This window comes from Psychromarinibacter halotolerans, assembly GCF_029168315.1.
GTDB classification, from domain to species: Bacteria; Pseudomonadota; Alphaproteobacteria; order Rhodobacterales; family Rhodobacteraceae; genus Psychromarinibacter; species Psychromarinibacter halotolerans.
Window position 1 is genome coordinate 133,990 of sequence record NZ_JARGYD010000010.1, and the last position, 25,050, is coordinate 159,039.

29 protein-coding genes and 2 tRNA genes are annotated in these 25,050 nt (G+C 63.5%); 4 read left to right on the forward strand and 27 right to left on the reverse strand.

Annotated elements, in window-relative coordinates:
* Positions 1 to 44: 44 nt before the first annotated feature.
* Entirely contained in the window at positions 45 to 824 is a 780-nt protein-coding gene (locus tag P1K30_RS20440) for an HpcH/HpaI aldolase family protein (protein WP_275634638.1), read from the forward strand.
* Positions 825 to 852: 28 nt separating this feature from the next.
* On the opposite strand, the gene P1K30_RS20445 is transcribed toward P1K30_RS20440, so the two are convergent.
* The 11 genes from P1K30_RS20445 to murA form a co-directional block, all read right to left on the reverse strand.
* A tRNA-Phe gene (locus tag P1K30_RS20445) sits at positions 853 to 927 on the reverse strand.
* A 101-nt stretch (positions 928 to 1,028) separates the two neighbouring features.
* Positions 1,029 to 2,051: a ribonuclease E/G gene (locus P1K30_RS20450; RefSeq protein ID WP_275634639.1), complete on the reverse strand. Its 1,023-nt coding sequence runs from the start codon at positions 2,049 to 2,051 to the stop codon at positions 1,029 to 1,031.
* Complete coding sequence (locus P1K30_RS20455) at positions 2,048 to 2,623, reverse strand: Maf family protein (protein WP_275634640.1); 576 nt, start codon at positions 2,621 to 2,623, stop codon at positions 2,048 to 2,050. The genes P1K30_RS20450 and P1K30_RS20455 overlap by 4 nt, the downstream gene beginning before the upstream one ends.
* A 77-nt stretch (positions 2,624 to 2,700) precedes the next feature.
* Positions 2,701 to 2,919: a translation initiation factor IF-1 gene (infA, locus tag P1K30_RS20460; protein WP_011455993.1), complete on the reverse strand. Its 219-nt coding sequence runs from the start codon at positions 2,917 to 2,919 to the stop codon at positions 2,701 to 2,703.
* Positions 2,920 to 2,995: 76 nt separating this feature from the next.
* A complete protein-coding gene (locus tag P1K30_RS20465) occupies positions 2,996 to 3,889 on the reverse strand; it encodes a carbon-nitrogen hydrolase family protein (RefSeq protein WP_275634641.1) in 894 nt (297 codons plus the stop codon).
* Positions 3,886 to 4,461, reverse strand: coding sequence for a GNAT family N-acetyltransferase (locus P1K30_RS20470; protein WP_275634667.1), 576 nt, complete (start codon positions 4,459 to 4,461; stop codon positions 3,886 to 3,888). Before P1K30_RS20470 ends, P1K30_RS20465 begins: the two co-directional genes overlap by 4 nt.
* Positions 4,462 to 4,478: 17 nt before the next feature.
* Positions 4,479 to 4,943 (reverse strand): arsenate-mycothiol transferase ArsC, encoded by a 465-nt coding sequence (locus tag P1K30_RS20475; protein ID WP_275634642.1) that lies wholly within the window; start codon positions 4,941 to 4,943, stop codon positions 4,479 to 4,481.
* Between the two features lie 4 nt (positions 4,944 to 4,947).
* On the reverse strand, positions 4,948 to 5,436 hold the full coding sequence (locus P1K30_RS20480) for a UPF0262 family protein (RefSeq protein WP_275634643.1): 489 nt from the start codon (positions 5,434 to 5,436) through the stop codon (positions 4,948 to 4,950).
* 304 nt (positions 5,437 to 5,740) lie between these two features.
* Entirely contained in the window at positions 5,741 to 7,045 is a 1,305-nt protein-coding gene (gene hisD / locus P1K30_RS20485) for a histidinol dehydrogenase (RefSeq protein WP_275634644.1), read from the reverse strand.
* 127 nt (positions 7,046 to 7,172) lie between these two features.
* Positions 7,173 to 7,649: a DUF2948 family protein gene (locus tag P1K30_RS20490; protein WP_275634645.1), complete on the reverse strand. Its 477-nt coding sequence runs from the start codon at positions 7,647 to 7,649 to the stop codon at positions 7,173 to 7,175.
* Complete coding sequence (gene murA / locus P1K30_RS20495; protein WP_275634646.1) at positions 7,646 to 8,914, reverse strand: UDP-N-acetylglucosamine 1-carboxyvinyltransferase; 1,269 nt, start codon at positions 8,912 to 8,914, stop codon at positions 7,646 to 7,648. The genes P1K30_RS20490 and murA overlap by 4 nt, the downstream gene beginning before the upstream one ends.
* Before the next feature lie 247 nt (positions 8,915 to 9,161).
* Between murA and P1K30_RS20500 the strand changes: the two genes are divergently transcribed.
* A tRNA-Thr gene (locus P1K30_RS20500) sits at positions 9,162 to 9,236 on the forward strand.
* Here the strand turns inward: P1K30_RS20500 and P1K30_RS20505 are convergent.
* Complete coding sequence (locus tag P1K30_RS20505) at positions 9,215 to 9,598, reverse strand: recombinase family protein (RefSeq protein ID WP_275634647.1); 384 nt, start codon at positions 9,596 to 9,598, stop codon at positions 9,215 to 9,217. The genes P1K30_RS20500 and P1K30_RS20505 overlap by 22 nt on opposite strands.
* Before the next feature lie 40 nt (positions 9,599 to 9,638).
* On the opposite strand from P1K30_RS20505, the gene P1K30_RS20510 reads away from it, so the two are divergent.
* Positions 9,639 to 10,313: a hypothetical protein gene (locus tag P1K30_RS20510; protein WP_275634648.1), complete on the forward strand. Its 675-nt coding sequence runs from the start codon at positions 9,639 to 9,641 to the stop codon at positions 10,311 to 10,313.
* Positions 10,314 to 10,490: 177 nt separating this feature from the next.
* On the opposite strand, the gene P1K30_RS20515 is transcribed toward P1K30_RS20510, so the two are convergent.
* Positions 10,491 to 11,777, reverse strand: a complete 1,287-nt coding sequence (locus P1K30_RS20515; RefSeq protein WP_275634649.1) for a DUF1963 domain-containing protein — start codon at positions 11,775 to 11,777, stop codon at positions 10,491 to 10,493.
* Positions 11,778 to 12,278: 501 nt separating this feature from the next.
* On the opposite strand from P1K30_RS20515, the gene P1K30_RS20520 reads away from it, so the two are divergent.
* Positions 12,279 to 12,620 carry a hypothetical protein gene (locus P1K30_RS20520; protein ID WP_275634650.1) on the forward strand — a complete coding sequence of 114 codons (342 nt, stop codon included), beginning with the start codon at positions 12,279 to 12,281 and terminating at the stop codon, positions 12,618 to 12,620.
* Positions 12,621 to 13,612: 992 nt separating this feature from the next.
* Here P1K30_RS20520 and P1K30_RS20525 read toward each other — a convergent pair.
* The 14 genes from P1K30_RS20525 to P1K30_RS20590 form a co-directional block, all read right to left on the reverse strand.
* Positions 13,613 to 14,701: a cache domain-containing protein gene (locus P1K30_RS20525; protein ID WP_275634651.1), complete on the reverse strand. Its 1,089-nt coding sequence runs from the start codon at positions 14,699 to 14,701 to the stop codon at positions 13,613 to 13,615.
* 760 nt (positions 14,702 to 15,461) lie between these two features.
* Positions 15,462 to 15,755, reverse strand: coding sequence for a phage fiber-tail adaptor protein (locus tag P1K30_RS20530; protein ID WP_275634652.1), 294 nt, complete (start codon positions 15,753 to 15,755; stop codon positions 15,462 to 15,464).
* Between the two features lie 9 nt (positions 15,756 to 15,764).
* Entirely contained in the window at positions 15,765 to 17,903 is a 2,139-nt protein-coding gene (locus P1K30_RS20535; protein WP_275634653.1) for a hypothetical protein, read from the reverse strand.
* A complete protein-coding gene (locus P1K30_RS20540; protein ID WP_275634654.1) occupies positions 17,881 to 18,168 on the reverse strand; it encodes a hypothetical protein in 288 nt (95 codons plus the stop codon). The genes P1K30_RS20535 and P1K30_RS20540 overlap by 23 nt, the downstream gene beginning before the upstream one ends.
* A complete protein-coding gene (locus tag P1K30_RS20545; protein ID WP_275634655.1) occupies positions 18,168 to 19,517 on the reverse strand; it encodes a hypothetical protein in 1,350 nt (449 codons plus the stop codon). The genes P1K30_RS20540 and P1K30_RS20545 overlap by 1 nt, the downstream gene beginning before the upstream one ends.
* A gap of 26 nt (positions 19,518 to 19,543) precedes the next feature.
* On the reverse strand, positions 19,544 to 19,912 hold the full coding sequence (locus P1K30_RS20550) for a hypothetical protein (protein ID WP_275634656.1): 369 nt from the start codon (positions 19,910 to 19,912) through the stop codon (positions 19,544 to 19,546).
* A 45-nt stretch (positions 19,913 to 19,957) separates the two neighbouring features.
* Positions 19,958 to 20,305, reverse strand: coding sequence for a hypothetical protein (locus tag P1K30_RS20555; protein ID WP_275634657.1), 348 nt, complete (start codon positions 20,303 to 20,305; stop codon positions 19,958 to 19,960).
* Positions 20,302 to 20,676, reverse strand: coding sequence for a hypothetical protein (locus tag P1K30_RS20560; protein WP_275634658.1), 375 nt, complete (start codon positions 20,674 to 20,676; stop codon positions 20,302 to 20,304). Before P1K30_RS20560 ends, P1K30_RS20555 begins: the two co-directional genes overlap by 4 nt.
* Complete coding sequence (locus P1K30_RS20565; RefSeq protein ID WP_275634659.1) at positions 20,657 to 20,935, reverse strand: hypothetical protein; 279 nt, start codon at positions 20,933 to 20,935, stop codon at positions 20,657 to 20,659. The genes P1K30_RS20560 and P1K30_RS20565 overlap by 20 nt, the downstream gene beginning before the upstream one ends.
* Entirely contained in the window at positions 20,932 to 21,222 is a 291-nt protein-coding gene (locus P1K30_RS20570) for a ubiquitination-like system serine protease family protein (RefSeq protein ID WP_275634660.1), read from the reverse strand. The genes P1K30_RS20565 and P1K30_RS20570 overlap by 4 nt, the downstream gene beginning before the upstream one ends.
* Positions 21,223 to 21,225: 3 nt before the next feature.
* Entirely contained in the window at positions 21,226 to 21,948 is a 723-nt protein-coding gene (locus tag P1K30_RS20575; protein ID WP_275634661.1) for an NlpC/P60 family protein, read from the reverse strand.
* A gap of 65 nt (positions 21,949 to 22,013) precedes the next feature.
* Positions 22,014 to 22,310: a hypothetical protein gene (locus tag P1K30_RS20580; protein ID WP_275634662.1), complete on the reverse strand. Its 297-nt coding sequence runs from the start codon at positions 22,308 to 22,310 to the stop codon at positions 22,014 to 22,016.
* Positions 22,285 to 22,740 carry a hypothetical protein gene (locus P1K30_RS20585; RefSeq protein ID WP_275634663.1) on the reverse strand — a complete coding sequence of 152 codons (456 nt, stop codon included), beginning with the start codon at positions 22,738 to 22,740 and terminating at the stop codon, positions 22,285 to 22,287. Before P1K30_RS20585 ends, P1K30_RS20580 begins: the two co-directional genes overlap by 26 nt.
* Positions 22,741 to 22,756: 16 nt before the next feature.
* Positions 22,757 to 25,050: hypothetical protein (locus P1K30_RS20590; protein WP_275634664.1), on the reverse strand; the 2,294-nt coding region annotated here is incomplete at its 5' end.

Sequence of the window (25,050 nt, forward strand, 5' to 3'; positions counted from 1 at the left end):
CCAATGCAACGTTTCAACTGGATCGGCCACCCGGGGGCCGCCCGATGATCGGCAATCGTATCAAGGACATATGGGACGCGGGCAATCCCGTGCTGCACGGCTGGCTGTCGATCGGCAATTCGTTCTCGGCCGAGGTGATGGCCGAACAGGGCTTCGACGCGATCAGCATCGACTTCCAGCATGGCGCGCTGGATTACTCGGACGTGCTGCCGATGCTTCAGGCGATGCGCGCCAGCGGTGTGGTCCTTGGCGCGCGGGTGCCGTGGCTGGAGCCGGGGATCATCATGAAGATGCTCGATGCCGGCGCGCTGCAGATCATCTGCCCGATGATCAACACAGCCGAACAGGCGGCCGAGTTCGTCAGCTACCTGCGCTACCCGCCTCTGGGCCAGCGCAGCTTCGGCCCAACCCGCGCCCAGATCGCGCAGGGCGCGAACATCGCCGCCGAGGCGAACGACCGCGTGATCGGCTGGGCGATGGTCGAAACGCGCGAGGCGCTGGACAACCTCGAAGCCATCGCCGCAACGCCGGGTCTGGACGGGATCTACGTTGGCCCCTCCGACCTGACCTTTTCGCTGCACGACGGGAAATACCCGCCCGCCTTCGACCGCGAAGAGCCCGAGATGATCGAGGTCCTGCAGAAGATCGCCGAAACCTGCCACGCCGCCGGCATCCGCGCCGCGCTTCACTGCGGCACGGCGGACTACGCCGCCCGGGCGGTGGACTGGGGCTATGACATGACAACGGTCGGAGGCGACTTCCGCTTCATGGCCAACGCAGCCGCAGCCAGCGTGGCGCTATGGCGCGAGCGGACGGGGACGTAAGCGAGCGGTTGTTTTCGCTTGGAATAAATGGTGCCCGGGGGCGGAATCGAACCACCGACACGAGGATTTTCAATCCACTGCTCTACCCCTGAGCTACCCGGGCACGGGTGAGCGGTAACCGCTCGGGTCGGCACTCTCTATAGCCGGTTCAGGCGACTGTCCAGAGGGTTCCGGGGATTTTTCGACGCTGTCGTCGCGGCCGGTTCAGGCGGCCGTGACCGGAGCGCGTTCGCGTTTGCGCTGAAGCTCGAAATGACCCAGCGGCGTCCACCCGGCAAGCGCCGTTTCGATCGGGTCGGACCGGAAGGCGGCGCGCAGCGAGGTCTCTATCTGGCGACGGTCGCGCTTGGGCAGCGGCGCGAAGTCGATGGTGATCTGGCCGCCCAGACCCCGACAGCGCAATGCGCGGGGCAGCGCCTTGATCAGCGCGAGGTTCGCCTTCAGCCCAGCCGCCGGAGACGTGTCGCCGCCGGTGTTCACGTCCACCGCGACCAGCGCGCGGGTGGGCTCGACGAAGGCGTAGGCGCCGCCGCCAAGGTCGATGCGCGACGACAAAGCGGTGTCGATCATTTCGTCGACGCCGTGATCCTCGAACGCGGTGGGGCCGTCGGCCAGCAGGTCGGGCTTCGGCCAGTCGCGCCACGCCGACAAATGCGCGTCGGGGCCGTCGACCAGAAGCTCGGGCTGGCCGTCCGCATCGGCGGCGACCTGAGCGGCAAGGTCGACCATCGCGGCGATGTCGGCCTCGATCTCCTCGATCCCGGCGCCCTCGCAGGACGACCGCAGGATCAGGCCGGTGCCTTCGGGCACCATCGACTTGCCCAGCATCGTCAGCTCGTCGCGGATGTCGTCGTCGCGGATGCGGCGCGACACGTTCACGCCGGGCGCGTCGGGGGTCACGATGGCATGGCGGCTTTTGAACAGCAGGCGCGTGTTGACCGGAACCGCCTTGCCCGCCTCGGCGAAGGTGCCGACCTGAACCAGAAGCGACTGACCGGGACGCAGCCCCTTGGACTGCCGCAGGAATCCCCGCAGGTCGCCGTCAAGCTTCACGGTCAGGCCGCCCTGCCCCTTCATCGGGCGATCGGCGACGGCACGGAAGATCGCGCCGGGCAACGGGCCATCGCCTTCGGGGTCGACCAGCAGGTCGTCCAGACGGCCATCCACGATCAGCGCGGCGGCCTTGCGGCCCCGCCATTCGCCAAGTGCGATCACGCTGCCCTTCACGTTTCCCCCAAGACCGGCCAGCCGGCCGCCTGCAACAGTTGAGCGGTCTCGTGGACCGGCAGGCCCACGATCGCGGTGTAAGATCCCTGGATCCACGGAATAAAGGCACCGGCCGGCCCCTGAATGGCATAGGCACCCGCCTTGCCCTTCCAGTCCCCGGTCGCGAGATAGCCGTTCACCTCGGTGTCCGACAGGCGTTTCATCTTCACCGAGGATTCGACGTCGCGCGTCCAGACGCGGCCGTCGCGCTTCACCGCCACGGCGGTGATCACCCGATGGCGTCGGCCCGACAGGGCGTACAGGAATTCAGCCGCCTCACCGGCATCGCGGGGTTTGCCCATGATGCGGCGCCCAAGCGCCACGGTCGTGTCCGCGCACAGGATCACGTCATCCGGCCCGCCCTGCACCGCATCCGCCTTGGCGGCGGTGATGCGGCGGCAGTAGGCGCGGGGAAGCTCGCCCTTCAGGGGCGTTTCGTCCACGTCCGGCGGCGTGACGGCATCAGGCGTCAGCCCGAGCTTCGCAAGCAGCTCCAGCCGACGCGGGCTTCCGGATCCGAGAATCAGCCGCATTGATTTACCTTTCGGCAGCCTGCCGAAGGATCGGGCCAGGCTGTGGCCCGAGTCGCAGGGCGGACGCGCACGTCCGCCTACTTGAACCGATAGTTGATCCGGCCCTTCGTCAGGTCGTAGGGCGTCATCTCGACCTGCACTTTGTCGCCTGCAAGAACGCGAATCCGGTTCTTGCGCATCTTTCCTGCCGTGTGTGCGATGATCTCATGGCCGTTCTCAAGCTCGACCCTGAACGTCGCATTCGGCAGGAGTTCCTTCACGACGCCGGGGAATTCGAGCATTTCTTCCTTGGCCATGGTCACTCCGTGATTGCGTGCCCACACAGTTATGGGCGGCGCTTAGATGCGCCCTTTTCAGCCTTATTTCAAGGTCTCACGCGCGCAATACGTGCAATTCCGGTATTTTTGATCGCGGTTCCTGCCGGGGCCAGTCGCTAAAGTTGACCACCCCACCCTCGGCGCGGACCTGCGCCACCGCCGACAGGTCGACATCGGCATAGACCCATCCCGGCCGGTTCAGCTCGCCCTGCGCCAGTACGCCGGTGTCGGGAAACCCGATGTCCGGCGGGCCATAGACCGCGGCCGCGCCGACGTTGCGGTCCACCGCCTCGCACCACAGCGCGTCGCCCACGGTGGGCGAATGCACCACGACGCACTGGTTTTCCAGCGCCCGCGCCATCGCGCCGATCCGAACGCGGGAATAGCCTGTCATCGCCTCGGTGTTGGACGGCACCAACAGCAGCTCGGCCCCGGCCTCTGTCAGCGCGCGGGCCAACAGGGGAAACTCGCAGTCATAGCAAATCAGCACACCGATCCGCCCCAGCGCGGTGTCGAACAGCTTTAGCGGGCCGCCCGGATGCATGTCCCATTCCTCGCGCTCGTAGCGGGTCATGATCTGCTTGTCCTGATGCGCAATCGTCCCGTCGGGCGTGAACAGGCTGGATCGGTTCACCGGCCGGTCGCCCAGCGCCGCGTCCCACACGGGCCCGCCGGGGCCAAGCACATGGACGCCATGCGCCACCGCCAGCCGCGACAGCAGCGCATCCGCCTCGGGCCACCGGTCGGACACCGCACGCCCAGAGGTTTCCAGCCCCGCCGCCGCCTCTGCCCCGGCCAAAGAGGCCAGTTCCATCGCGCCGTACTCCGGGAAAACCAAAAGCGCGGCGCCCTGCCCCGCCGCCTCTGCCACCCAGCGGGTCAGCTTGTCCTCGTAAGAGGCCCAGTTGTCGTGCCAGTCCAGCGGATAGGCGGCGGTCGCGATTTTCATAGAGGTTTCGTCCAGAATTGCAGGGATTTCCCGGTCTCCTCCGCATCGCCGACGTCTTTCCAGCGGAACCGGGCGACAGCCCCGTCCAGCGGGGCATAGCCGCGCTTGCGCCAGAACCCGTCAAGCGCACGATAATCGGCGGGGCGCGCAGGATGATCCGCCGGGCGGATGACCGAGCAGAAAGCGGATGTCTTACGCCCCAGCGCCCGGGCATGCGCCTCGCGGGCGTCGAAGAACGCGTGGCCAAGCCCCCGCCCGCGATAGGCGGGCAGCAGAACGCTTTCGGCACAATAGAAGATCCGCGTCAGGTCGTGTCCCGCGAAGGGCTCGGCGAAGTCGTCGGCATGATCCTCCATCGGGGTGCCGGTGGCCGCGCCGACCAGCCGGTCGCCGTCGAAGGCGCCGACAAGCACCGCGCCGGGACTGTCGCGATAGGTCGCCATATAGCGCCGCTCGTACTCCAGATCGCCGTCGTACAGGTAGGGCCAGTCGCGAAACACCTCGATCCGCAACCGCGCAAGGTCGTCCAGCGCCGCGTCCACCGCGTCGCCGGTCAGGCTGCGCACCTCGATGCTGTCGGCGTCGCGGATCACGCGCACTCCTCTGTCGGCGGACCGAACCGATCAAGGATCCGGCGCCGGATCTGGTCCCGCGTCTGGCGATAGGCGTCAAGCTTCTCCTCGCGTCGGGTCCCAAGGTCGGTGGGGTCCAGCACCGGCCAGTATTCGATCTCAAGATGGAAATGCCGGGTCAGTTCCAGCGCCATCCGCTGGCTGGCAGGAGACAGGGCAACGATCAGGTCGAAGCTCGACAGGTCGTCGCCCCACTCTTTCATCTCGTCGAAGCTGCGCGACCGATGCCGGCTCAACCCGACGCCAAGCTCCTCGCAGACCGCCACGGCGAACCCGTCGATCTCCAGATCGTTGCGCACCCCGGCGGACTGGACATAAACCTGTTGGCCATAGAACTTCTTCATCAGCCCCTCGGCCATCGGGGACCGCACCGCGTTGTGGTCGCAACAGAACAACACCGAGTGGGGCAGCCTCTGGGGCAAGCTCTCAGCCTCCCCAGTGCAGCACGCAGATCAGCGTGAACAGTCGGCGAGCGGTGTCGATGTCGATCTCGGCCTTCCCCTCCAGCCGCTCCTGCAACAGGCGCGCCCCCTCGTTGTGGATGCCGCGCCGCGCCATGTCGATCGCCTCGATCTGGCTGGGCGGCAGCTTCTTCACCGCGTCGAAATAGCTTTCGCAGATCTGGAAGTAATCCTTCACCGCTTGCCGGAAAGGCCCAAGCGACAGGTGAAACTCGGCCACCGGCCCGCTGTCGCCGGTCAGGTCGAACACCAGACGCCGCTCGCGGATGCACAGTTCCAGATCGTAGGGCGGCGGCGGCACCGCGCGCCCCTCGCGTTCGGGCAGGCGAAAGGAATTGTCTTCCAGCAGGTCGAAGATCGCGACCTTGCGCTCCTGCTCGATCTCCGGCGTGGGGGCCGACAGACCGCTGTCGTCGATGGTGACGGACCGAAGGTCCATCGTCGCGTCGCTCATCCCGGCCTCCCTGCGTCAACCGGCATCACAACAGCACGCCCCGCCGGCAAAAGGCAATGGCCCAGCAACCGCCACGCGCCCCCATGTCGCAGGCGCCGACACCGCACGCCCGTACCGGCCGCCCCTTCTTCTCTTTCCAAATACCTCGGGGGCGCCGCGCCACGCGCGGCGGGGGCAGAGCCCCCTTGCGGCTATTATGCAGCGCACCTCCGGTGCGACGGGGGCAGCCCCCTTGCGGCCATTACGCAGCGCACCTCCGGTGCGACGGGGGCAGAGCCCCCACGCTCCCCCATCGGCGCCGCGCCTAGCCTTCGTTCAGCCGGTCCAGCCGCGCCCGCACGCTCAGCCCATGCGCCTCCAGCGATTCCGACCCCGCCAGAACCTCTGCCGCCGGGCCGATGGCCCGAAGCGCCGCGGGCGACATCTTGGCCAGCGTGGTGCGCTTGACGAAATCCATCACCGACAGCCCGGACGAGAACCGCGCCGACCGCGCGGTGGGCAGAACGTGGTTCGGCCCGCCGACATAGTCGCCGATCGCTTCCGGCGTCCATTTGCCAAGGAAGATCGCGCCCGCGTGCCGGATCTCGGACGACAGGGCGTCCGGATCCTCGACGCACAACTCAAGGTGCTCGGGCGCCACCCGGTCCGACAGCGCCGCTGCCTCGGCAAGATCGCGGACCACGATCACCGCCCCGTAATCGCGCCACGACGCGGACGCGATCGCGCGGCGTTCCAGCACCTCCAGCCGCGCCTCGACAGCGGCGGCGACCGCCTGCCCGAAGCCCGCGTCGTCGGTGATCAGGATCGACTGCGCGCTCTCGTCATGCTCGGCCTGACTCAGCAGGTCCACCGCCACCCAGTCGGGGTCGTTGTGCCGGTCGGCGATCACAAGAATCTCGGACGGACCGGCGATCATGTCGATCCCGACCTTGCCGAACACCCGCCGCTTGGCGGCCGCGACGAAAGCGTTGCCCGGACCGGTGATCTTGTCGACCGGCGCGATGGTCTCGGTGCCGTAAGCCAGCGCCGCGATCGCCTGCGCGCCGCCGATGCGGTAAACCTCGGACACGCCCGACAGTTTCGCCGCCAACAGCACCAGCGGATTACAGGCGCCCCCCGGCGTCGGCGCGCACATCGCCAGACGCTCTACCCCGGCGACCTGCGCCGGGATCGCGTTCATCAGCATCGACGACGGATAGCTCGCCAGCCCGCCCGGCACGTACAGCCCCGCCGCCGACACCGGCGTCCAGCGCCAGCCAAGCTCGGCCCCCGCCGCGTCGGCCCACGACGCATCCTCGGGCATCTGCCGCGCGTGATAGGCGCGGATCCGCTCTGCCGCCAGTTCCAGTGCCGTGCGCTCCTCGGCAGGCACCTTGGCGCATTCCGCCTCGATTTCGTCAGGGGTAAAGGCCAGCCGGTCCGGCGTCAGCTCCATCCGGTCGAACCGGGTGGTCAGCTCGATCACCGCCGCGTCGCCCCGGTCGCGCACATCCTCAATGATCGCGCGGACGGTGTCGTCCACGTCGGGGCTGTCCTCGCGCTTCATCGACAAAAGCGCGGTGAAACGATCCTCGAAATCGGCGTCGGCACTGTTCAGGAAAACGGGCATGGCAACTCCTTTGCCGCTCCCTTAGCGCCGCCGCCGCTGCATCACAAGACGGCCGGACCGGCGCGCCGCTCCCCCGCTTCTTCTGTCCGGAAATATCCCCGCCGGAGGCACGCCCCGCAGGGGCGTCTCAGTCCGGGTGATCCGGTACGTGGCCCGAGGGCGCGACATAGGGCCGGGTGACATCCTTCAGCGTGACTTCCAGCGCCTCGACGTCCAGCGCGATGCCGCCGTCCCCGGCCAGCACCAGCTCCAGCCGTCCCGAAGGCGTGTCGCCCTCGGCCCAGCCCAAGGACATCAGCGACAGCACAAGATCCCGGTCGCCCCGGTCGAAGCCCTGCGTCGCGACCTTCTGCACACCGTCGATGACCAGCAGCGACTGCACCCGCTCATAGCTGCCCCGGCGTTCGCCGCCCGAAACGTCTTCCCAGCGGAAGCGGTTCAGCAGAACCGCGAAGCGCCCGCTTTTGGGCTTCCACGCCATCTCGGTCACCGGGAAGACCGCATCCTGCACCAGCGCCGAGATGACCTGAAGGTCCTCGGCCTCGTAGGCGATCAGGCGCAGCGGCTGCTCGTCGCCATCCTCGAAACGCGCGTCACCGGTCATTCGCCATGCACCCGTTCGATCGAGGCGCCGACGCCCGACAGCTTGCGCACGACATGCTCGTAGCCGCGATCAAGGTGATAGACCCGGCTGACCCGCGTTTCGCCCTCGGCGGCCAGGCCGGCAAGGATCAGCGAGACCGAAGCCCGCAGGTCCGTCGCCATCACCGGCGCGCCCTTCAGCGACTCGACCCCCGTCACGGTGGCGGTGCCGCCCGACACGTCGATTCGCGCGCCCATCCGCATCAGTTCGGGCGCGTGCATGAACCGGTTCTCGAAGATCCGTTCCTCCAAAACGCTCACCCCTTCGGCAGTGCACATCAGCGCCATCATCTGCGCCTGCAGGTCGGTTGGAAAGCCCGGGAACGGCGCGGTTTCCACGTCGACCGACCGCACGCGGCCATTCTTGCGGCTGACGGTCAGGCCGGTCGCGGTCTCTTCGATGTCGACGCCCGTCGCGGCCAGCTTCTCGGCGAAGGCCGAAACCAGATCCAGCCGGCCGCCAAGGCAGGTGACCGAGCCGCCGGCGATGGCGGGGGCCAGCATGTAGGTGCCCAGCTCGATCCGGTCCGGCACGACCGGATGAGTCGCGCCGTGCAGGCGGTCGACGCCCTGAATGGTGATCTCCGACGTGCCCTCGCCCTCGATCTGGGCGCCCATCTTGCGCAGGCACTGGGCCAGATCGACGATTTCGGGCTCGCGCGCGGCGTTCTTCAACACCGTGGTGCCCTTGGCCAGAACCGCGGCCATCAGGATGTTCTCGGTCGCGCCGACCGACACGAAGGGAAACTCGAACACGGCGCCCTTCAGGCCGGACTTCGCCTCGGCGTGGACATAGCCGTCCTTCAGGTCCAGCGTCGCGCCCAGCGCCTCCAGCCCCTGCAGGTGCAGATCGACGGGACGCGCGCCGATGGCGCAGCCGCCCGGCAGCGACACCACGGCGCGGCCGCAGCGCGCCAACATCGGCCCCAGCACAAGGATCGACGCCCGCATCTTCCGCACGATGTCATAGTCGGCGGTCAGGTTGTTGATGTCGTGGCTGGACATCGCCAGCACCTGCCCGTCCTGCAACTGCGTGACTTCGGCGCCCAGCGACGCCAGAAGCTGGGTCATCGTGCGGATGTCCGACAGCCGCGGCGCGTTGGTCAGCGTCAGCGGTTCGTCCGACAACAGCGTCGCCGGCATCAACGTCAGGCAGGCGTTCTTCGCCCCCGCGATGGGAATGTCGCCCGAGAGCTCTGTCCCGCCCCGCACCAAGATCGAATCCATGACTGCCTCATTCTCCGGATTTGTCGGACGCGCGCGCCTTCGCCTGCGCCTTGCGGCGTGCGATATTGGCCTTCAGCGCAGCCTTCAACCGATCTTCCCGATCCTGCGTCCCGGCTTGCGGCTTTCGGCCTGTTTTCTTGCCCGTATTCTCGCCCATGGGATCTTCCATAAACGACGTGGCAGAAAGCGTCCAGAATACCCTTGCACCCCCGGCGGATTGCGTCTAATCAGCCGCGCACAACACGAGGCTGCCGTAGCTCAGGGGTAGAGCACTCCCTTGGTAAGGGAGAGGTCGAGAGTTCAAATCTCTCCGGCAGCACCAGAAAACACCAGCAAAACAAAGACCTTGCGGATTCTTGGCGACGCGGCGCTCGCGGCGCTCTGCCGTTTCGCGCAGGAACATGCAGCGAACTGCGGAACGGATCGGTACAAATTCGGTACAACACGTTCACGCGCCGTTCTCGTTTCGCATCGCATCACATGAATTGATCGAGTCAGGCTGACGAAAGACGCCCCGCACTCCGTGAGGATCTGCAGCGTGTCGAGCACGCCGCCCAGCGTGCAGCCGAGTTGATCGAGCATCCACACGATGAACTGGCTTCCCTTATGTTGGAAGGTCTTCATCGCCCGTATGAATTTCGGTCGCTTCGTGGTCCCGTTATTGAAGTGAACGACGAAGTGCAACTCGCCCGGAACACTGTAGTAGGATAGCGACCGGATCTACATGTCCGGATTTTGGTCTGCCGCCGAGGCGCCGACGTTCCTGCCGTTCGCTACGCTCGCACGGTTCGTGCCGCAGGACCGAGAGGTCTCGCCGCAAGCGCGGATTGCAGACCTTCGCTGCGCCCTGGACGAATGGCGGCTCAGCGGACCAAGCGCCATTTCGCTGCGGCTGCGCCAACGGCTGCTATCTAGTCGTCACGCTAGACGTCGACTTATCAGGCATGCACTGCTAAATCGAAATATGAAATTTTGGCAGCCACTTTCCACCGCCTTCTTCTATCTAGGAGCTGGCAATACAATACTAGCCCGTATTGCTGGGACCTGTACGCAAGGTGACGCAGACCGCTTGTACGGCGTTGTTCTTTCCATAGCGTTCTACGGTATTGCCCATCTTGGACTATGGCTGTCGAGTAGTCCCCGCACTGTAATTTTGTTTTCGCTTCCAGTTCTGCCGATCCTCATTTGGCAGCTTTGGTTTTCATTTCGACTAAGCTTCGAAATCCTCGCTCAAGGTCGCTCGGCATGTAGCGTTCTTGAAGGGGCTGCACCTCCTTATCCGAATAGCGGCTCGGAACTCTTCTTTGCCATGTCATGGCCACTAATGTCGCTCGGTGTGTTGCTAGGGATATTCTTTGTTCTGCGCGCCAGATACACCCGTGCGCAGTCCCTCAAATGAATTCGCAAAAGCGGCCATTGGTGCATATCGCAGCATAACGCAATATGGGCTCGAAGCGGTCGGTCGCTGCGCCGGGCCCGGACGTCTAGTTTGCGGACGTAGCTGCCGTCTGGTGACCTGCTTGGGATGACCGTTTTGAGGGTGGCGGAGGGAATTTGCCAGCGTCGGTTCAGGTTTTCAATTGGTAATGTCGACCGTGATATTCTCGTATTTGCCGTTCGCCAGATCGTCGCGCGAAATCGTCAAAACGACCGAGTACATGTCGCCCCAAATCCAACCAATTAGATCGCTGGTTGGAAGTTCGAGCAAGACTTCATTCGGGGTCGAAGGTCCATGCGGTGTATAGATGAAACCGTGCGGAGGATGTGACATCCCTCCCCTTTCGTAGACAGCGTCAAATGCCCAGCGCGATTCGAACCATGCTTTGGCCACTGGCGTAAGCTTCTCAGGGGTATCGACGTAGGCGTATTTGGCGTGTCGTTCGAGGAGTTGCAGAAAACCACCGGAATATTTGATGAGCTTGCCATGAGCGACTTCAATATCCGCGTAACCGTCCTCGTCGTCCTTGTGATAGACGGTGTGGCCTGACGCCAGCCCATCAAGTGCGTGCAAATGTGGTTCCACGCTCTGATGGTCAAAATTGGCGGTGTACGGAGCCAGGTCTTCCTTGATTTTCAGAAGTTCAGAGGATGACGATTGGACGGTAGTCAGCAAAGCTTTCAAAGCCTCGGCGACCTCATTCTTGAGTTTTTTGTCTTCCAAGAACTTCGACAAGGAAGCCTGTCTGACATTCAGTTCGTTCTCGATGCCGTCAATCAACAAACCAAGAGTCCGTTCATCGAAAGGATGATGAGCCCGGTTCGTCAGATCGAATGTCTCCGCCATAAATGGTTTGGGGAAACCGGGCGCTTTCCCTTTCTCCCAACCGGCAGGTTCGGGGAGTGCGCCAACACATGCATCCAGTTGCACAGGCCACTCGGGGAAATGTGTGCTGACCGGCGGAAGATTATCGTAGTGATTGCGCCACCAGTGCGAGTCAACCGGACTTGGTCCTGACCGTTTCTCCAATTTCCCGCCTATGTGGAGCACTTTCGCCGCCAGTTCCGTGGGGTGTATGAAGAAGGCGAATTGACCTTGGCGTGGACCGACGCCCGACCAGATGTTCTGCGGCACTTTGGTCAAGTCAATCTGCGCAACGAAACACAGCGATGTTCCGTCGATCTCCGGCCATTGAACGTCTTTGGGAAGCTTTGGCGACCCACCGAACCACCCTGCGGCGTCACGTGCCGGAAGTGGAACCGCGGGGGTCAGCATGACCGAAGGGCCGGCGTCGGCTTTCGCGGCCTGCTGCATTTCCAACGTGGTGACTTCGTTTTCGATGAGCCCCATCACAAAGTCGGCTTCCTCCGGCTCGGCGGTTGCCTGTTTCTTTCGCCCGGCAAACAGTTGCTTGAGAATTCGCATCAAAAATGGCCCTTGGGTTTGTAGCTGACCTTCATGTGAATAATGAGTGAGGCGAGCATGTGGCGGCTCACAAAAGACCTGTGAATTGCGAATTGGTTTATGAAAGCTGACGTCCCTGTATTGCGCAGCATTTGTCGTTGTGGGCTCTTTCGTGCCGTTCGTCGCGCCTGGCTCGAATGTCCGCAGAGGGCCGAGAGTAACGGTCGCTGCTGCGAGCTAGGTGACCATCTCGCTGCGTTGCCGCAAGTCCGCTTCGAGCCCAGAGTGCTTAATGCTGTAGTTTGCACGCACGACAGGTTTGTTGCTTGGTACCTGGTTTTCGTGTTGCAATGTTCGAGTTATAATAAAATTTATTTTCCTGAAAGTGAGGCCATGCGACCAAGCATATCATTTCTGTCGTCTGGGTTGCTGCTTCCTTGCGTCGCAATGGCTTGCTCGGCGGCCTCCACACAGGACCAGCATCCATTCGACAACGCATTTTTCGGGTTCGAGTATGTTCTAATGCCTTTGGCCGTTAAGTGGGCTTGCGGAGGACAAAGAGATATAGATTTGTCCCAAATTGATGCGCTTGTTGTGGCTTTTCCTGAAGATGCCGAACGAGCAGACGTTACTCAGATAGTCACCACGCTGAACGAAATGGCGTCTGGGCGGGAAAGCTTACAGGAATTTCTTGGGGCTGGCTTGAATGGGAGGCAAGTAGCTCAGCTGTGCTCAGCGGCTCTATCGTTGAATATCGATTGGGTTACCCCAGAGCAACTCATCTTGGATGACGAAAGCGGAATCCCGGACGAACAAAAAGCAGCTTGGGGTAAATTTTATGGCGTAGTTGAAGGTTTCCAGTAGCTTCTGGACTTTCGGCCAAGCAGTCATTCAACCTGAAACAGTCAATGTCCGCTCTGTCCGCATAGCTGACCTGCTCAGTATAACCGTCGCTTCGCAATCCGGCGTAAGCCCTGTTCCAGTCGCTGCGAGGATGTTCGAGCCCCCGACCCTAAGTGTGATCACTCGCGGCGCACTCGCCAGGATCAATCAGTCGTCATCAAGGACGACCGGAGATCTGGTTCCCTCAGCCCGGTACGCGTCACGAGCTGCGTCCAATCGAGCCTCGGCCTTCGTTGCACGCCAATCGCCCCAATCCACAGGTCGCCATTTCCAAATTGCTAAAAACGCGCGGTAGCGTTTCTCGGCCCGGTATGAAACCAAGTGCTGCGTATCACCATTGTTCGTTCGGGTCGCAGTTCGCGCCTTGATCCGATAGACGGCTTCACCGTCCCGATAGGTAGCCTTTTTGCTCATCCCCATTTCAACCCGTGGGTGAGGCATTGCGACCAAACGCAAGTCTGTGATATGTGAAGTTATCTCTTAGCGAGTTCATTGTTTGTGTCCCGGCGCGAATCTAGGCGCCGGGACTTATTTTCCTGCGCCAGACTTGGCAACCCCAAGATGCAGAAAATCAGCCCTGAGTTGCCGATAGCCACTTGCGCTAAGACGAATGTTTCACGGACCACGGTGCACGGCCGAATTAGCGATCTGTCTAAACGGATCAGATCAATGCGCCACGCGATCCAATTGAACATGAGCTGAGCAGCATCAACCGACTGGCCACCAGAGCAACCATAGAGCGACTTGCCGAAGGCGTGCGACCGGACGAATTTTGATGGGGTTCCGCCCGGCCGCGTTACCCGCTTGGCAAATGGCTCCGCGGGTAGTTGCGGGGTTAAGTTTCTAGATGTGTTTTGTCGACGCTGCATTCGCGTCGTAGGCGAAAATGCGCGTATCGGTGTGACAACGCAGCTCATTTTTGTTGCGGCGTTGGCGCGGGGAAGAGCTGATCCTTACCCCGCGCGGCTTTTGTGCGGCACGACCGTAAACCGCGGCTTCTTCTGCTTTATCTCCGCCACTTCCAAGCGGGTTTGGAGAAGCGCAAGCGCTTCCGACAGTGTTTCAGCCTCCCGACTAGACCGGTGGTAAACGGGATAGACGATGGTCCCTTGAGCAAGGGCGTATGCGTCGCCGGACAACCTCTTAAAAGGCCAAACCAGGAACCGGAACAGAGCAAATATGACTGCGATGACAAAACCCGCCGCAATGGCCACAATCACGAATACAGCGTTCCGCAGTTTCGGCAAAGCGCCCGATACGCCGTCTTCTCGAAGCGCAACAACCAAGTTCCACCCAAACGACGGCATGCTCTGCAAAGTGAAGCTCGGAAGCACGGCGAATCTAAGCCCCGGATCTCCTGCATCCGTGAGAGAGATCGCGTCGAACATACCGAGCTGCAGGTTGCTTCGAATGGCTTCGGGGATTTCGTAGTCAGTGCCAATCAACGAGTTAACTAGGAATTCGTTTCGTTGATCCAGAACCGCGATCTCCAAGCCCATTTCGCTCGCAAGACGATTTAGCAGCGCTTCGACCCAAGCAATACGAACAGAGTAGACAAGGACACCTTCGACTTCCCCGGTGCCTCCCAACACCGGCATCGAAAAGTTGACCAACTTGACCGGTTCCGGCACTTCGGAGCTCGAGAAAGCCGATGTTTCGAACACGTTGCCTACGCCTTCGCCAGACATTCCCTCCCGGAAAAACCTTCTCTCGCCAAAGTCGTTTCCTTCCCAGATCCGACCGGACCCTGAGACAACAATCCCGGCGAGATCAACAAATCCTGCCCACTGGATGCGCCCCCCTGCAGCAGGAACCGCGTCCATAAAGTCATCGAGCTCGGCTTTTGGCGCTCCAGCGATAGCATCGGCAACGGCGCGGATACTATCCCACTCGCGCTCCAGCGAGGTATTGAACTGCACGGACAAAGCTCGCCCGCTTTGCAAAACAAGCTCGTTTTGAACCTGCTCTTCAAAATCTGAGGCTCTGGAGTTGACGGCAATTGCGACCGAAACGGCCGTGACCACGATGAAAAAAACCAGCAAACCGAAAAAAGCGGCTTCAATCCGTGGGCTGTGGGAGCGCGCGTGATGGGGCATCATCGACCTTTACTGTACGAGGATTCTTCCAAGAACGAGTAACCATGCCGCTTTGTTAACTTAGACAGTGTCCTCCTTGCGGGGCAATTGTGTTGGGAATTGGGCACCTGCCACACTTCCGCTGGGTAATGCCTGACACAGCGGCTAGTGCTCGGAATCGAGCCAGTCATAGACATTGATCGGCTACGCAACTAAGGAGAAAGCAGCTCGCTAAGATTCTCTCCCGGCGAGCATTGCGTCCGGGCGCTCGCCGTATCCAGTGCCCGGGCGCAGCAATATTGAAGACCATTTCCGGATTTTGAAGGGCGCCTAAAGCCCTCAGGTTCCCGCTTCGATCGCGTTTCGTTCGATTTTTATTAACTTTTATCAGTTAAGAACATTCATTGAACATTCCACGCGAGATCGGCTTCGATGAAGCGCGCTTAGCAAACCTAACGTCGCCTTCCAAAGTGCCGTTCAGCTGCTTCGCCCAAACTCCATAGACAGATATGCACGAACCAGGCTAAGCATAATGTTGCTCGCGGTTTAGCCCCTGTGAGCGCCGCGTCCGGGCGACGTCGCCCAAGTTTCGCCCGGACGCCACACCACTCACGTGCACTTTGAGGTGTCGTACAGACCAGCCGCGATCCTCGCGCCGACGTGCTCTCCACAAGGCTGTCCGCGGCTTGGAGGTGAGGTCCACTGCTCCAGTCCCGACAGCGACCGTTCAGCAAGCCTCAACGTAAAGCCGATAGCAGCCGACGAGCGTCCGGTTACCGGACGTCTCAACCATGTTGGTCAGCACATAGCTGACGCCTGCTGTGCCGGCCGCCAGCCAGACAGTGACAGCACGATCGGTGTAGGTTCCGGACTGGACAGTCAGCGCGGCCGGGCTCTCGGCACTGGCCGCGACCGACCAGCTGCTGCTGGTGATGCTCTCCTCTTCAGCGAGCCGCTTATCCCAATCCTGCCGATAGTCCGCGACCTCGGCCGGTTTCTTGTTCGCCAACGTGCTCGGCATTCTGCCCTCCTAGAACGAAGCCGCGATCGTGGCGCGGCTGGAATAACTCGGCCCGTCAGCATCCACCAAACGCCGTGCGAATGGCGCACCATCGCAAGCGGTGCGACGAGCGCCGAAAGACGGCCCATCGGCCGAAGTGATCCTGCGCGCCGGCGGCGCAGTGACCGTCCCGTTCAAGGCCGGGATCGCCGCCGTGACCAGCGCACGTAGATCCACGGCCGTGAAGGCATGCACCTGAAACACCGCCGGAGAGGCGACTTCGACGCCGATCACTGAACCACTAGCGGAGACCGCATGTTTTTGCCCGACAGTCGCGTCGCCGATCGTCACGACCACCTCAAGCGCAGCACCAGAAAGCCCCACGCCCTCGGCGAGGAATGGGCTATCACTCGAGATCGAAACCGCGACAGGCACCGCGGCCATTGCATGGCGTTGCGCGAGAGCCGGCACGGTGGCCTGGACGGCGACCGCAAGCCCCAACGGCGCCAAGTCGTGCGTGCCCACAGACAAGGCCGGCGTGCCGCTAGCGACTTCTGCTGCCAGCGCGCCAGGCGTCAGAGCTTGAACCTGGGACATAGCCGGGATTGACAGCTGCCCATCCAAGGCGACGCCTGTCGCGCCCAATGCGTGGGCGCCAACTGACAGGCCCGCCTGCCCGATGACGATCGGCACGGTCACGTCGGCCGAGGCAAAGGCATGTGCCTGCCCGACAGAAGGCTCCGATCCGTTCGTATCGATCTGCGCGCCGGCCGGCGCCAGGGAGTGCAACTGCCCCAGCGATGACAAGCCGGCCAGCGACGCTAGGGCAACACCCGAAGCCGTCAGAGCATTCCCCTGCAACAGCGCAGCTTCGGCCACCTCGACAGTGGAATTCAACCCGCCAGCCTCAAGGCCGTGGGTCTCTGCAAGCGCAGAAGATCCGACCTCGCTCGAAGCCTCAATAGAGAGCGCGGAATGTTCATGGACCTGGGCAATGGCTGGAGCGCCCGCGCCGGTTGCGAGCTCGAGGCCGGTGTTGATTAGGCCGTGCGCCTGAGACACTCCAGGCGCCCCGACCTCGGCCGTCGCATCAACGCTGGTCGCGGTGAGCGCGTGAGATCCGGCGCCCGACGGGATGACGTAGGCCCCGATCGCGACGTCGGTCGTCCCGCGCGAGTTTTCCCCGATGTCGAGCGAGAAATCTTGCCGGGGATCCGGCTCGGATCCTTGGCGGTTCGTGCCGTTGCCGTCGAGCGCCTGTCCGCTGGCAGGGGTGAAATCGAGCGCGCCGTGATCTTCGAAGATCGTGGCCGGCACTACGCTCTGTTGCGCGCCGGTCGTGAGACCGATGGTCGATAGAGACGTGTCCGAGCTCGCGTTGTGTGACCCCGAGAAGGTTGCAGAACCGGAGGTGTCGGTTCGGTCGTAGCCGTAATCGGCGTGCGTGTTCGGGTCGGTGCTGGTCGTGTTGTAGAACGTGATCGGACAATTGACCGTGCCCGCCGCGTAGCTGTGGAACTGGAAGCCACCACCCTCGCCGCCGCTATCGTTGTCGAAATCGTTCAGCGTGCAGTGATCAACGTTTAAGGTCCAAGGACTGCTCGACGCACCATTGTAGAACTGAATTGTGAGACCGCCGCGCCCGAATCCGAAGGCGAGACAGTTGTCGATCGAGGCCGAATTCGCGGCCGCGCTAGTACTGGTGTTGAAGTAAATCGCGTCAGTGTCTGCGACCGCGCTCCCCTCGAAGATGCAACGCGAGATCAGGATCCCCGTGCGCCCGCCGGGCTGGCACCGGATGCACTCGTCCGATGTGTCGACCGACTGACCGTCGTGCGACATCATCAGCCGCTCGATCCAGAAATTCGACTCGTCGATGACGATGAAACGCCCTGACGGGTTGCCCTTCATGTGGGCGATGCCCGTCACGTCAGGCACACCCTCATGCCAGATGCCATCCGCGACGGTGAGCTTGCGATAGCGCGTCGCGTCCGTGGTCGCGCCCGCAATCGTCACGGACTCGTTGTAGTTCGCCGCCTCGTCGATCCGACCGATCTCGACGACATCCGCCGAAACGAGGTCGTTATCGGTCGCGGCCTCCCAGGCGGCGATGGTCGTGTAATCGCCACCGCCGCTGGCCCGGATGCTAGAGATGTTCGTCGTAGGCACGAAGATCCCCCCTAAGAGATCGCTCGGTCGTCAATCGCGGCATCGGGTTGCGGAGAAGAACCGCGCGCCGGCCTACGTCCTCTCCCTCCGCGTCCTTGGCGGTTTCGAGAAGGTCGCTCAGGTTCCCGACGGGAACGCCGAAGAGATCCACCCGACCGAAGTCGGGTAGACCCTCTTTCTTGCCCCAGACGTGGCCGTCCGGCTTGATCGCCACGACCTCGCCTTTCCGGCTGCCCTCACGGGCGATCACGAGGAGTCGCGCCATCAGGCCGCGAGCAGATCGTCGATGCGCGCCTGCGCGCCCTTGCCGACCGCCGCGCCTTTCGGGATGAACTCGCGCCAGTCGCCGCGCGAGACGAGCTTGCCGCCCGCGTCGCGGCTGTATTCGAAGAGATCGAAGGCCTCAGACACCGAGAAGGTGAAATTGTAGCCGATCTCGGCCGAGGCGCCTTGATGCTCCACGACCTCGACGCAGGCGTTGTCGAACACATGGGTTCCGTTCGCCGTGGGGTAGACGCGGATCCGACCACCTTGCCCGTTCGGGCACGGGATGACCGTGTTCTCGTAGATCTCGGCCGTGCCGGTCCCGTCATTCGCCATGATGATCGAGTTCGGGCTGTTCACCATCACGAGGTTGCGGCGGATTGTGATCCGGGGCCCACCGACCGCGATGCCCTGGGTGAAGAGCGATCCCTCGTTGGTGGACGGATCGTCCCAGATGACGTTGCCCTCGACCACGATGTCGTGTGGCCAGGGCTTCCCGGCCATGTTGAAGAACTGGATGCCGTCGCTATGGGTGTACGTGCCGCCGTCGTAGTACCGCGGCTTCAGGTCGCCGCAATAGTTGTTCGCGATGATCCCGTCGTAGCACTCGCCCGCGATCACGATGCGGTCGCCCTCGTAGCCGCCCGGGCTCTCGAGCCGGTTTCCGATGCACTCGAACCCGGCAACCTCGCGCCAGAACAGTGTCGTCTTGCCGCGACAGTCGCGGACGCGGACGTTCTCGCCGAACAGAATCTCGGCCCAGCTATTGAACACGCACTCCGCGAAGAGCGCATCGCGGCAACTGTCGCCGGTGAAGCGGCCATCGACCCGGAGGCCCCAAGCCTCGCCGGAAAGCGAGAGCTTCAAGGTGCCGAAGGTTGCACCGCCCGGGACCGTCGAGACGAGGTTGACCCGCTTGCCGTACCAGCTGCCGAACGTCAGGTCGCCATAATGCCCGGGGGCGAGCAGGATCGTCGCGCCGCCGCTCTGGCCATTCAGCGCCGCCCACATTTCGGTCGCGTTGTGAACCGTGTAATCGCCGGAGGTCGGATAGTCGCTGGTCGGCGTCGGGTCAGGATCCGGGCTCGGATCCGGGTCGGGCGTGGGATCAGGGTCGGGCTCCGGGCTCGGATCAGGATCCGGGCTCGGCTCCTCCTCGTCCGGAACCTCGATCTCGATTTGCGTAAAGACAGGTTTGATCTCGGACCAATTGAATCCGCCGGTGTGGAGCTCGATCAGATCGGAGCCATCCCCAGAGCGTGTGATGCGGACAGTGTCGAAGCCTTCCTGGATCCGCGCCCCGTTGGACGTGTGCGCGAAATACCAGGTGTCGATCAGTTTCTTCGCCATTGGAGACGCTCCTGTACTGCGGTGAATTAGGCCGCGTCGTTGATGGTGATGTCGATCGCGCTGAGCGTGAAGGTGTTCCCGCTCGTAACGACCTGCGACGACGAAAGCGCGCCGGTCGCGAGCAACTCGTCGGCTCCGTTCGTGAGCGCCCAGTGCGTGGCCGTGCCGTTCCCCGTCACGGAACCATCGGTGACCGCGGGAACCACGACCTTCCGGCCTTCGCTGTCCCCGTCCTCGGGCGCCCCGGTGTTGAGACCGGTCTTATTGCCGAGCGTGTAGGTCGTGGTCGCCTCGGCGTAGGTTGCCGGCTCTTGCGAACAGATGTCGATGCGGGTGCCATTCGCGTCGAGATAATCGAGGCCCTGGTCACGGACCTCGTCGCTCAGAAATGTCATGTCAGTGTCTCCTATGGCTTGCTGCCCGCAGCGCGGGCGGCGGGATTAGATATCTTCGCCTGGCGCCGGCATTCCGCCGCGCATCCAGTCCGTTCCGTCGGCGACGACGCAGGCCTCGCCGGTCGGCCGCACCACGACGACGGTGAACGTCGCACCGCCGGGCGACGCGTAGACCTCGATCAGCTCGCCCTCCGTTGCGAGCGCCTCGGCGACCTTGACCTCGGACCACCGGGCACGCAGTTCGCGCTCTAAGGTTTCGCGATCGGCGCAGCGCGGCAACGGCTGATCAGCCAGGACCAGCCGTGAAAGCGCGAACAAGATGGCGACCGAACAGACAGCCAATAGCAGCCCGGTTCGGGCGCCCCGAGTGTATCGGGTTCCGTGGATCCTCATGTCCTGACCTTCCCTCTGAACACGCTGATGATCTGCCCCGGCCAGCGCAGTGGGCTGTCGAGAAACAGCGCGACGGCAAAGGCGATGATCAACCAAGCCGGCACCTCGGTCGTGTGGATCGAGCCCACGTTGTCCGCCCGGACCTCGTTGGCCTCCTGCCGGTTTGTGACACTCTCCGCGCCAGGCGCCTCGATCGTGGTCTCGGACGTCGTGACGGTCGAGACGCCAACGCTATTCGTCGCGGTGCGCCCAGACGTGATCGGGACGCTCGCCGCCACGTTCGGACCGCCGCCCGTCAGCAACTCGAGCGGCCCGCCGCACCCCGCCAGGAGCAGCACCACCAGCGCGGCGCTATTCAGGCAGCGGAACATCAGGCCCCTCCACCGATCGCGGCTTGATCCACTTCTCGCGCGCCGCCTTCTCGAGGCCGTGGGCCGTCCCCCATGCGACCAGCACGGCTGGGCCGATGACCAAGAGCATGCCGCTGGTCGTCTCCATCGCAATCCCGTTCAGCTCAGCGGCCACGACAACCCAGAACGGAACGATGAGCAGCGTCACCACGAGGAACCAGGTTCCCTCACGCGACCCGCTGCACCCCCCGATGAAGTAACGCTGGAACAGCCGCATCATGCCGGAACCTCCGGTAGGTCGACGGTCTGACCGACCAGACTGTGCGTGCAGTCGTGCAGGAACTGGATCCTGCCTTCGCGCACGAAGCTATGGCAGCGCCATGTGCGGCGCTCCGGCCCAAGCTCCGCGAAGGCGTTGATCGATGGCGACAGCGTCGGGCGGCCGGTGTCACCGTTAAAGCTCCAGCACGGCCGGAATGTCGGGTCGATGTTCAATCGGTGCTGCCCGCCGCAGCCCGGGCAATCGAACACGACGTCGCTGCCGTCGACACGGATCCGCGCCATCATCACTCAGCCCTCGTTCGCTGACAGGATCGCGCCGGCCGCGTCCATGATCGGCGCCGGCCGCTGCATGCTCTCCGGATAGGAAACCGGCCAGCGATAGGTGAGCGCCCGATCGGCATCGAACCAGGCGTCGCTGATCATGTTCGACTGGTTGCCGCCCCGGCAGCGGATGGCCTGACCGTCGAGGCTGACGCCGATCAGGAACGCGATGTGCCCTCCGCCGTCACGCGACATCGGCACGGCCGCGCCGAGAACGCGGCCGCAGGGTTTGCCGAACCCCTGCCAGTGGCGCGCCCAATACGGGTTATCGTTCGTCGATGGCACGACCGGCTCATTCGGCAGCGCCCGCAGCATTGCAGTCTCGGCCGCATCGCCACACCAGGGCAGCGCGGCCGGATCGCCAAGCGTCCGTCCGTCCGACCGGAGCCAGGCCGTCAGCGCGCCGTTGTCGCGAACCTCGTGTAGGCCGATGACCTTGCCCAACTCGTTTAGCCAGGGCGGCTGGTACGCGGCGTCCGACCGGCCACTGGTCGACGTCGTCATGCCGATCAGCGCATTCCAGGTCAGAGGCCCGATGTAGGGCCGCGGGCGCAGGCCTCTGCCCCGCTTGAACGCGACGATCGCGGCCTCGGTCTTCGGGCCGACGACACCGTCGATCTCGCCGGAATAGAGCCCTAGAGCAGCGAGCCGCCGCTGCAGATCGCGCGCGTCGTAATTGTAGCCGGTCATGGCGTCTCCCCATGCGAAAGAGCCCGGCGCAACGGCCGGGCGGATAGGTTCTCGTTCAGTGGCAATCAGCCTCGGGTGCGTTCCTCGATCCGCACGACCATCTCGCGCGTGCTGTTCGCATCGCGGCGCATCTCGCGGAGCGTGTCCGAGATTTCCTCCTGCTCGGCGCGGAGCGCCTCGATCGCGGGCTGCAGGTCGGGCACGCGGCAGTTGGCCGACTGGATGGCGCCGGCGACCGCCGCGCTTGTCGGCCGGCCTTTTTTCGCGCCACGCACGGCGATCAGGAGCGCCCCGATAAACGCACCCACACCCGTACCGATCACGACCGCGTCCTGCTCAGATAGGCCGAGTAACTCGAACATCCGCACCGCTCCTGTAGGCTGCCAAGAAGTCAAAGAGGGCAAGCGTCAGATAAGTGCCTGTTCCCGTTCCGAGGGCGACGGCGCTCTGCCGCGGACCTCCTGCCGAAATCCAATTCCACCCGAAGGTCACCGCAAGCATCGTAAACACCATCGCGCCGACCGCTGCGCCGAAGGCTCTGATCACCGGCGACCGGCGCCAGTTTCCGTTGATGTAAAGCGCCGTCAGTCGCGCCCCGGCCAGGAGCGTCAGAGGCATGGCGATCGAGGCCTCGTCGAAACCGAGGTTCAGGAACCCGCTGTAGGACGGACTTATCCTGAACGTGTCGCCAGGCATCGCCAGCGTGACCGCGAACATCAGCATCACACACGCCGTCAGCCACTCGGTCGCGCGGCCATGCTCGATCAGGGCCCGGGCGATCTTCTTTGGCATGCTCACACCCACCCCGTCAGATCTGGTAGAGATTGCTCCCGAGCTTCATCACTCGGAAGACATTACCGTCGGTGCCGAACGTCCAATCGGCCCCGCTGATCGTGCGGATGTTCCCGCCGCCAGTGTTGTGGCGGAATGTCACCACCCGGGCAGCGTTCTCCGCCAGGAACGACCCGACCGTCCCCTGCGGCCAGTTGTTCGCGATGTTGTCGCAGTTGTCGGCCGCATCGTTGTTTCGGGTGTCAACGAAGTTCCAATGCTCGATCGCGGTGATCTCACCATCGAGATCGATGGTGAGCTCCGGGTTCGCCTTGCGCGGGATGTAGAACACGTTGCCGCCGCCATCGACGTAACCGCCGTTCGCCGTGGCGACGAGCTCCTCGCCGTCGGGCGCGGTGCAGGACTCAGCGATCGTGGTGCGGGTCACACTCTGGCCCCGGAAATCGATGTTCAACGCGTTCGAATCCGCATTCCTCTCGAAGTCCGCGTCGATCTTCATACGATCGACAGCCGCCTTGAAGATGATCGCCGCCTCGTCGTCTGTGCCCGCGACCGCAGGCGAGTTGCCCACATCGTCGTAGAGCCCGAAGTTCCGCAAATCCATGTCGACGATCCGGCCGCGCGTCGCCGTGTCCTCGAACACGATGCACGCGGACTCGTTATTTTCCGGGCTGGTGCCGAGCGCACTGTCTTTGGCCATCGTCCGATAGACAGAGCCGGAACCGATCACGAAGTTCGCGGCCGGGCCCCGGAAACGGTATCCGTACCGCGCCATGTCCTCGGTCAGATCCCCGCCGCCCGCCGCGATCGGCGCGCCCTGAAAGTGGTTTCCGAGGGCCGAAAGACGGCGGAAGGCTGCCCGCACGTCGACAATGCCTGTGTTTGTATCGGCCATGTCGACCAGGTTGTGCGAGATGTCGGCCGAGTAGAACTTGCCGTTGAACAGGACGCCGCCGAGATCGAGCCGGTTGTGCCGGATGATCAGGCCGCGCATATTCTCGGTGTCCGCTTCATTCGCCGAGACCGCGATGTTGCACTGGTGGACACGGTTGCCCTCGAACACGTACTCGCGCTCGCCGACACCCTCCCCGTCGTATTCCTGCGACGGGTTATCGACCCAATCGGCCGCTACCCACGGCGCCGGGTTGAACGCCCAATTGCAGCCAGCGAATACGCAATCGACCACCTCGATGCCCCGGCCCTTAGACGCGATGCCTTGGTCGAAGAGGTAGAAGTAGCAATTGCGGATCTTGGAATCGAGGTCCTCGTATTCCGACCCGTCCGCGGTATCGCGCTCGAGGTACATTCCGACGCCGGCGGTCTTGTTCGTCCCTCGGAAGGAGATCCCCTGCATCCGCAGGTTCCCGAGCGACCGGATCGCGGGCGCCCCGGTCATGCTCGAGTCCATGATCACCGTCGGCCCCGGCCCGAACTGGTTGGCGTTCGGGTTATCGACGCCGCCGCCGAGGATGTTCGCGCCATCGGCGAAGGTCGGCGGGGTGAGGAAGCGATAAGTCTGCGGCGGGACGAACATCGTCTTCCCGAACTGAGCCGCGACCTCGCTCGCGCGTTGCCACGCGATCGCGTCATCCTTGAAGGTCGCGCGGCCCTGGCTCACCAGGCTCATCTCTTGCGGCGTGACATAGTGCGACATCACCGAGGCCGGCGGCCGGAGGATGTTGCGCGGCTTCAGCTTTGCCCCGATCGGCCCGTTCGCGCCGATGGCCAGCGCAAGGTCATAGGTGCGGGGGGCGCCGTCGTCATCGAAGAAGCGGACGCCATGCTCGTTCGAGAACGAGATGTAGAGCGCGTTATCCGGATCGCAGGCGATGCTCTGGATCCCGACACCGTTGTTGGCCTCGTTGTTGTTCGAGTGCGTGTAGTGAAGGTCGAGCAGGTGCCACCACGTAATCGACCCCGCCGGATCCGCCTGGAAGGCCGCGAGCGTGGCCCAGCCGACCATCATCGGCACCGGCCCGGGCGTCTCGTCCCGGTAGCGCGTGTCGGTCGCCACGACGTAGACGTAGCCGTTCGTCTCATCGAGGGCGATGTCCACGATGGAATCGTCTCCGAAGCCGGTCGGGAACGCGGTCACCGTCGCTGCGGATATGTCGTTGGTGGGCGCGTACCAAAGCGCCGGGTCCGAGCCGTTGTCCAGTGTGGAGTCGCCCCGAACCCCGCCGTAGAACGCACCCGTGGACGAGCGGACAATCGTGCCCCCGCCGCCGTTGGTCGCGTCGCCGGTGTAATCGACACGCTCGATGTGGATGGAGTCGCGCAGGATCGCATCGAGCTCGACAACGTGGGGCC

Bases quoted from the DNA above. Each gene is read 5' to 3' on its own strand.
- P1K30_RS20440 (WP_275634638.1), top strand. From the start codon at position 45: ATGATCGGCAATCGTATCAAGGACATATGGGACGCGGGCAATCCCGTG.
- P1K30_RS20455 (WP_275634640.1), bottom strand. From the start codon at position 2,623: ATGCGGCTGATTCTCGGATCCGGAAGCCCGCGTCGGCTGGAGCTGCTT.
- infA (WP_011455993.1), bottom strand. From the start codon at position 2,919: ATGGCCAAGGAAGAAATGCTCGAATTCCCCGGCGTCGTGAAGGAACTC.
- P1K30_RS20465 (WP_275634641.1), bottom strand. From the start codon at position 3,889: ATGAAAATCGCGACCGCCGCCTATCCGCTGGACTGGCACGACAACTGG.
- P1K30_RS20480 (WP_275634643.1), bottom strand. From the start codon at position 5,436: ATGAGCGACGCGACGATGGACCTTCGGTCCGTCACCATCGACGACAGC.
- hisD (WP_275634644.1), bottom strand. From the start codon at position 7,045: ATGCCCGTTTTCCTGAACAGTGCCGACGCCGATTTCGAGGATCGTTTC.
- P1K30_RS20490 (WP_275634645.1), bottom strand. From the start codon at position 7,649: ATGACCGGTGACGCGCGTTTCGAGGATGGCGACGAGCAGCCGCTGCGC.
- murA (WP_275634646.1), bottom strand. From the start codon at position 8,914: ATGGATTCGATCTTGGTGCGGGGCGGGACAGAGCTCTCGGGCGACATT.
- P1K30_RS20510 (WP_275634648.1), top strand. From the start codon at position 9,639: ATGTCCGGATTTTGGTCTGCCGCCGAGGCGCCGACGTTCCTGCCGTTC.
- P1K30_RS20515 (WP_275634649.1), bottom strand. From the start codon at position 11,777: ATGCGAATTCTCAAGCAACTGTTTGCCGGGCGAAAGAAACAGGCAACC.
- P1K30_RS20520 (WP_275634650.1), top strand. From the start codon at position 12,279: ATGCCTTTGGCCGTTAAGTGGGCTTGCGGAGGACAAAGAGATATAGAT.
- P1K30_RS20530 (WP_275634652.1), bottom strand. From the start codon at position 15,755: ATGCCGAGCACGTTGGCGAACAAGAAACCGGCCGAGGTCGCGGACTAT.
- P1K30_RS20540 (WP_275634654.1), bottom strand. From the start codon at position 18,168: ATGGCGCGACTCCTCGTGATCGCCCGTGAGGGCAGCCGGAAAGGCGAG.
- P1K30_RS20545 (WP_275634655.1), bottom strand. From the start codon at position 19,517: ATGGCGAAGAAACTGATCGACACCTGGTATTTCGCGCACACGTCCAAC.
- P1K30_RS20550 (WP_275634656.1), bottom strand. From the start codon at position 19,912: ATGACATTTCTGAGCGACGAGGTCCGTGACCAGGGCCTCGATTATCTC.
- P1K30_RS20555 (WP_275634657.1), bottom strand. From the start codon at position 20,305: ATGAGGATCCACGGAACCCGATACACTCGGGGCGCCCGAACCGGGCTG.
- P1K30_RS20560 (WP_275634658.1), bottom strand. From the start codon at position 20,676: ATGTTCCGCTGCCTGAATAGCGCCGCGCTGGTGGTGCTGCTCCTGGCG.
- P1K30_RS20565 (WP_275634659.1), bottom strand. From the start codon at position 20,935: ATGATGCGGCTGTTCCAGCGTTACTTCATCGGGGGGTGCAGCGGGTCG.
- P1K30_RS20570 (WP_275634660.1), bottom strand. From the start codon at position 21,222: ATGATGGCGCGGATCCGTGTCGACGGCAGCGACGTCGTGTTCGATTGC.
- P1K30_RS20575 (WP_275634661.1), bottom strand. From the start codon at position 21,948: ATGACCGGCTACAATTACGACGCGCGCGATCTGCAGCGGCGGCTCGCT.
- P1K30_RS20580 (WP_275634662.1), bottom strand. From the start codon at position 22,310: ATGTTCGAGTTACTCGGCCTATCTGAGCAGGACGCGGTCGTGATCGGT.
- P1K30_RS20585 (WP_275634663.1), bottom strand. From the start codon at position 22,740: ATGCCAAAGAAGATCGCCCGGGCCCTGATCGAGCATGGCCGCGCGACC.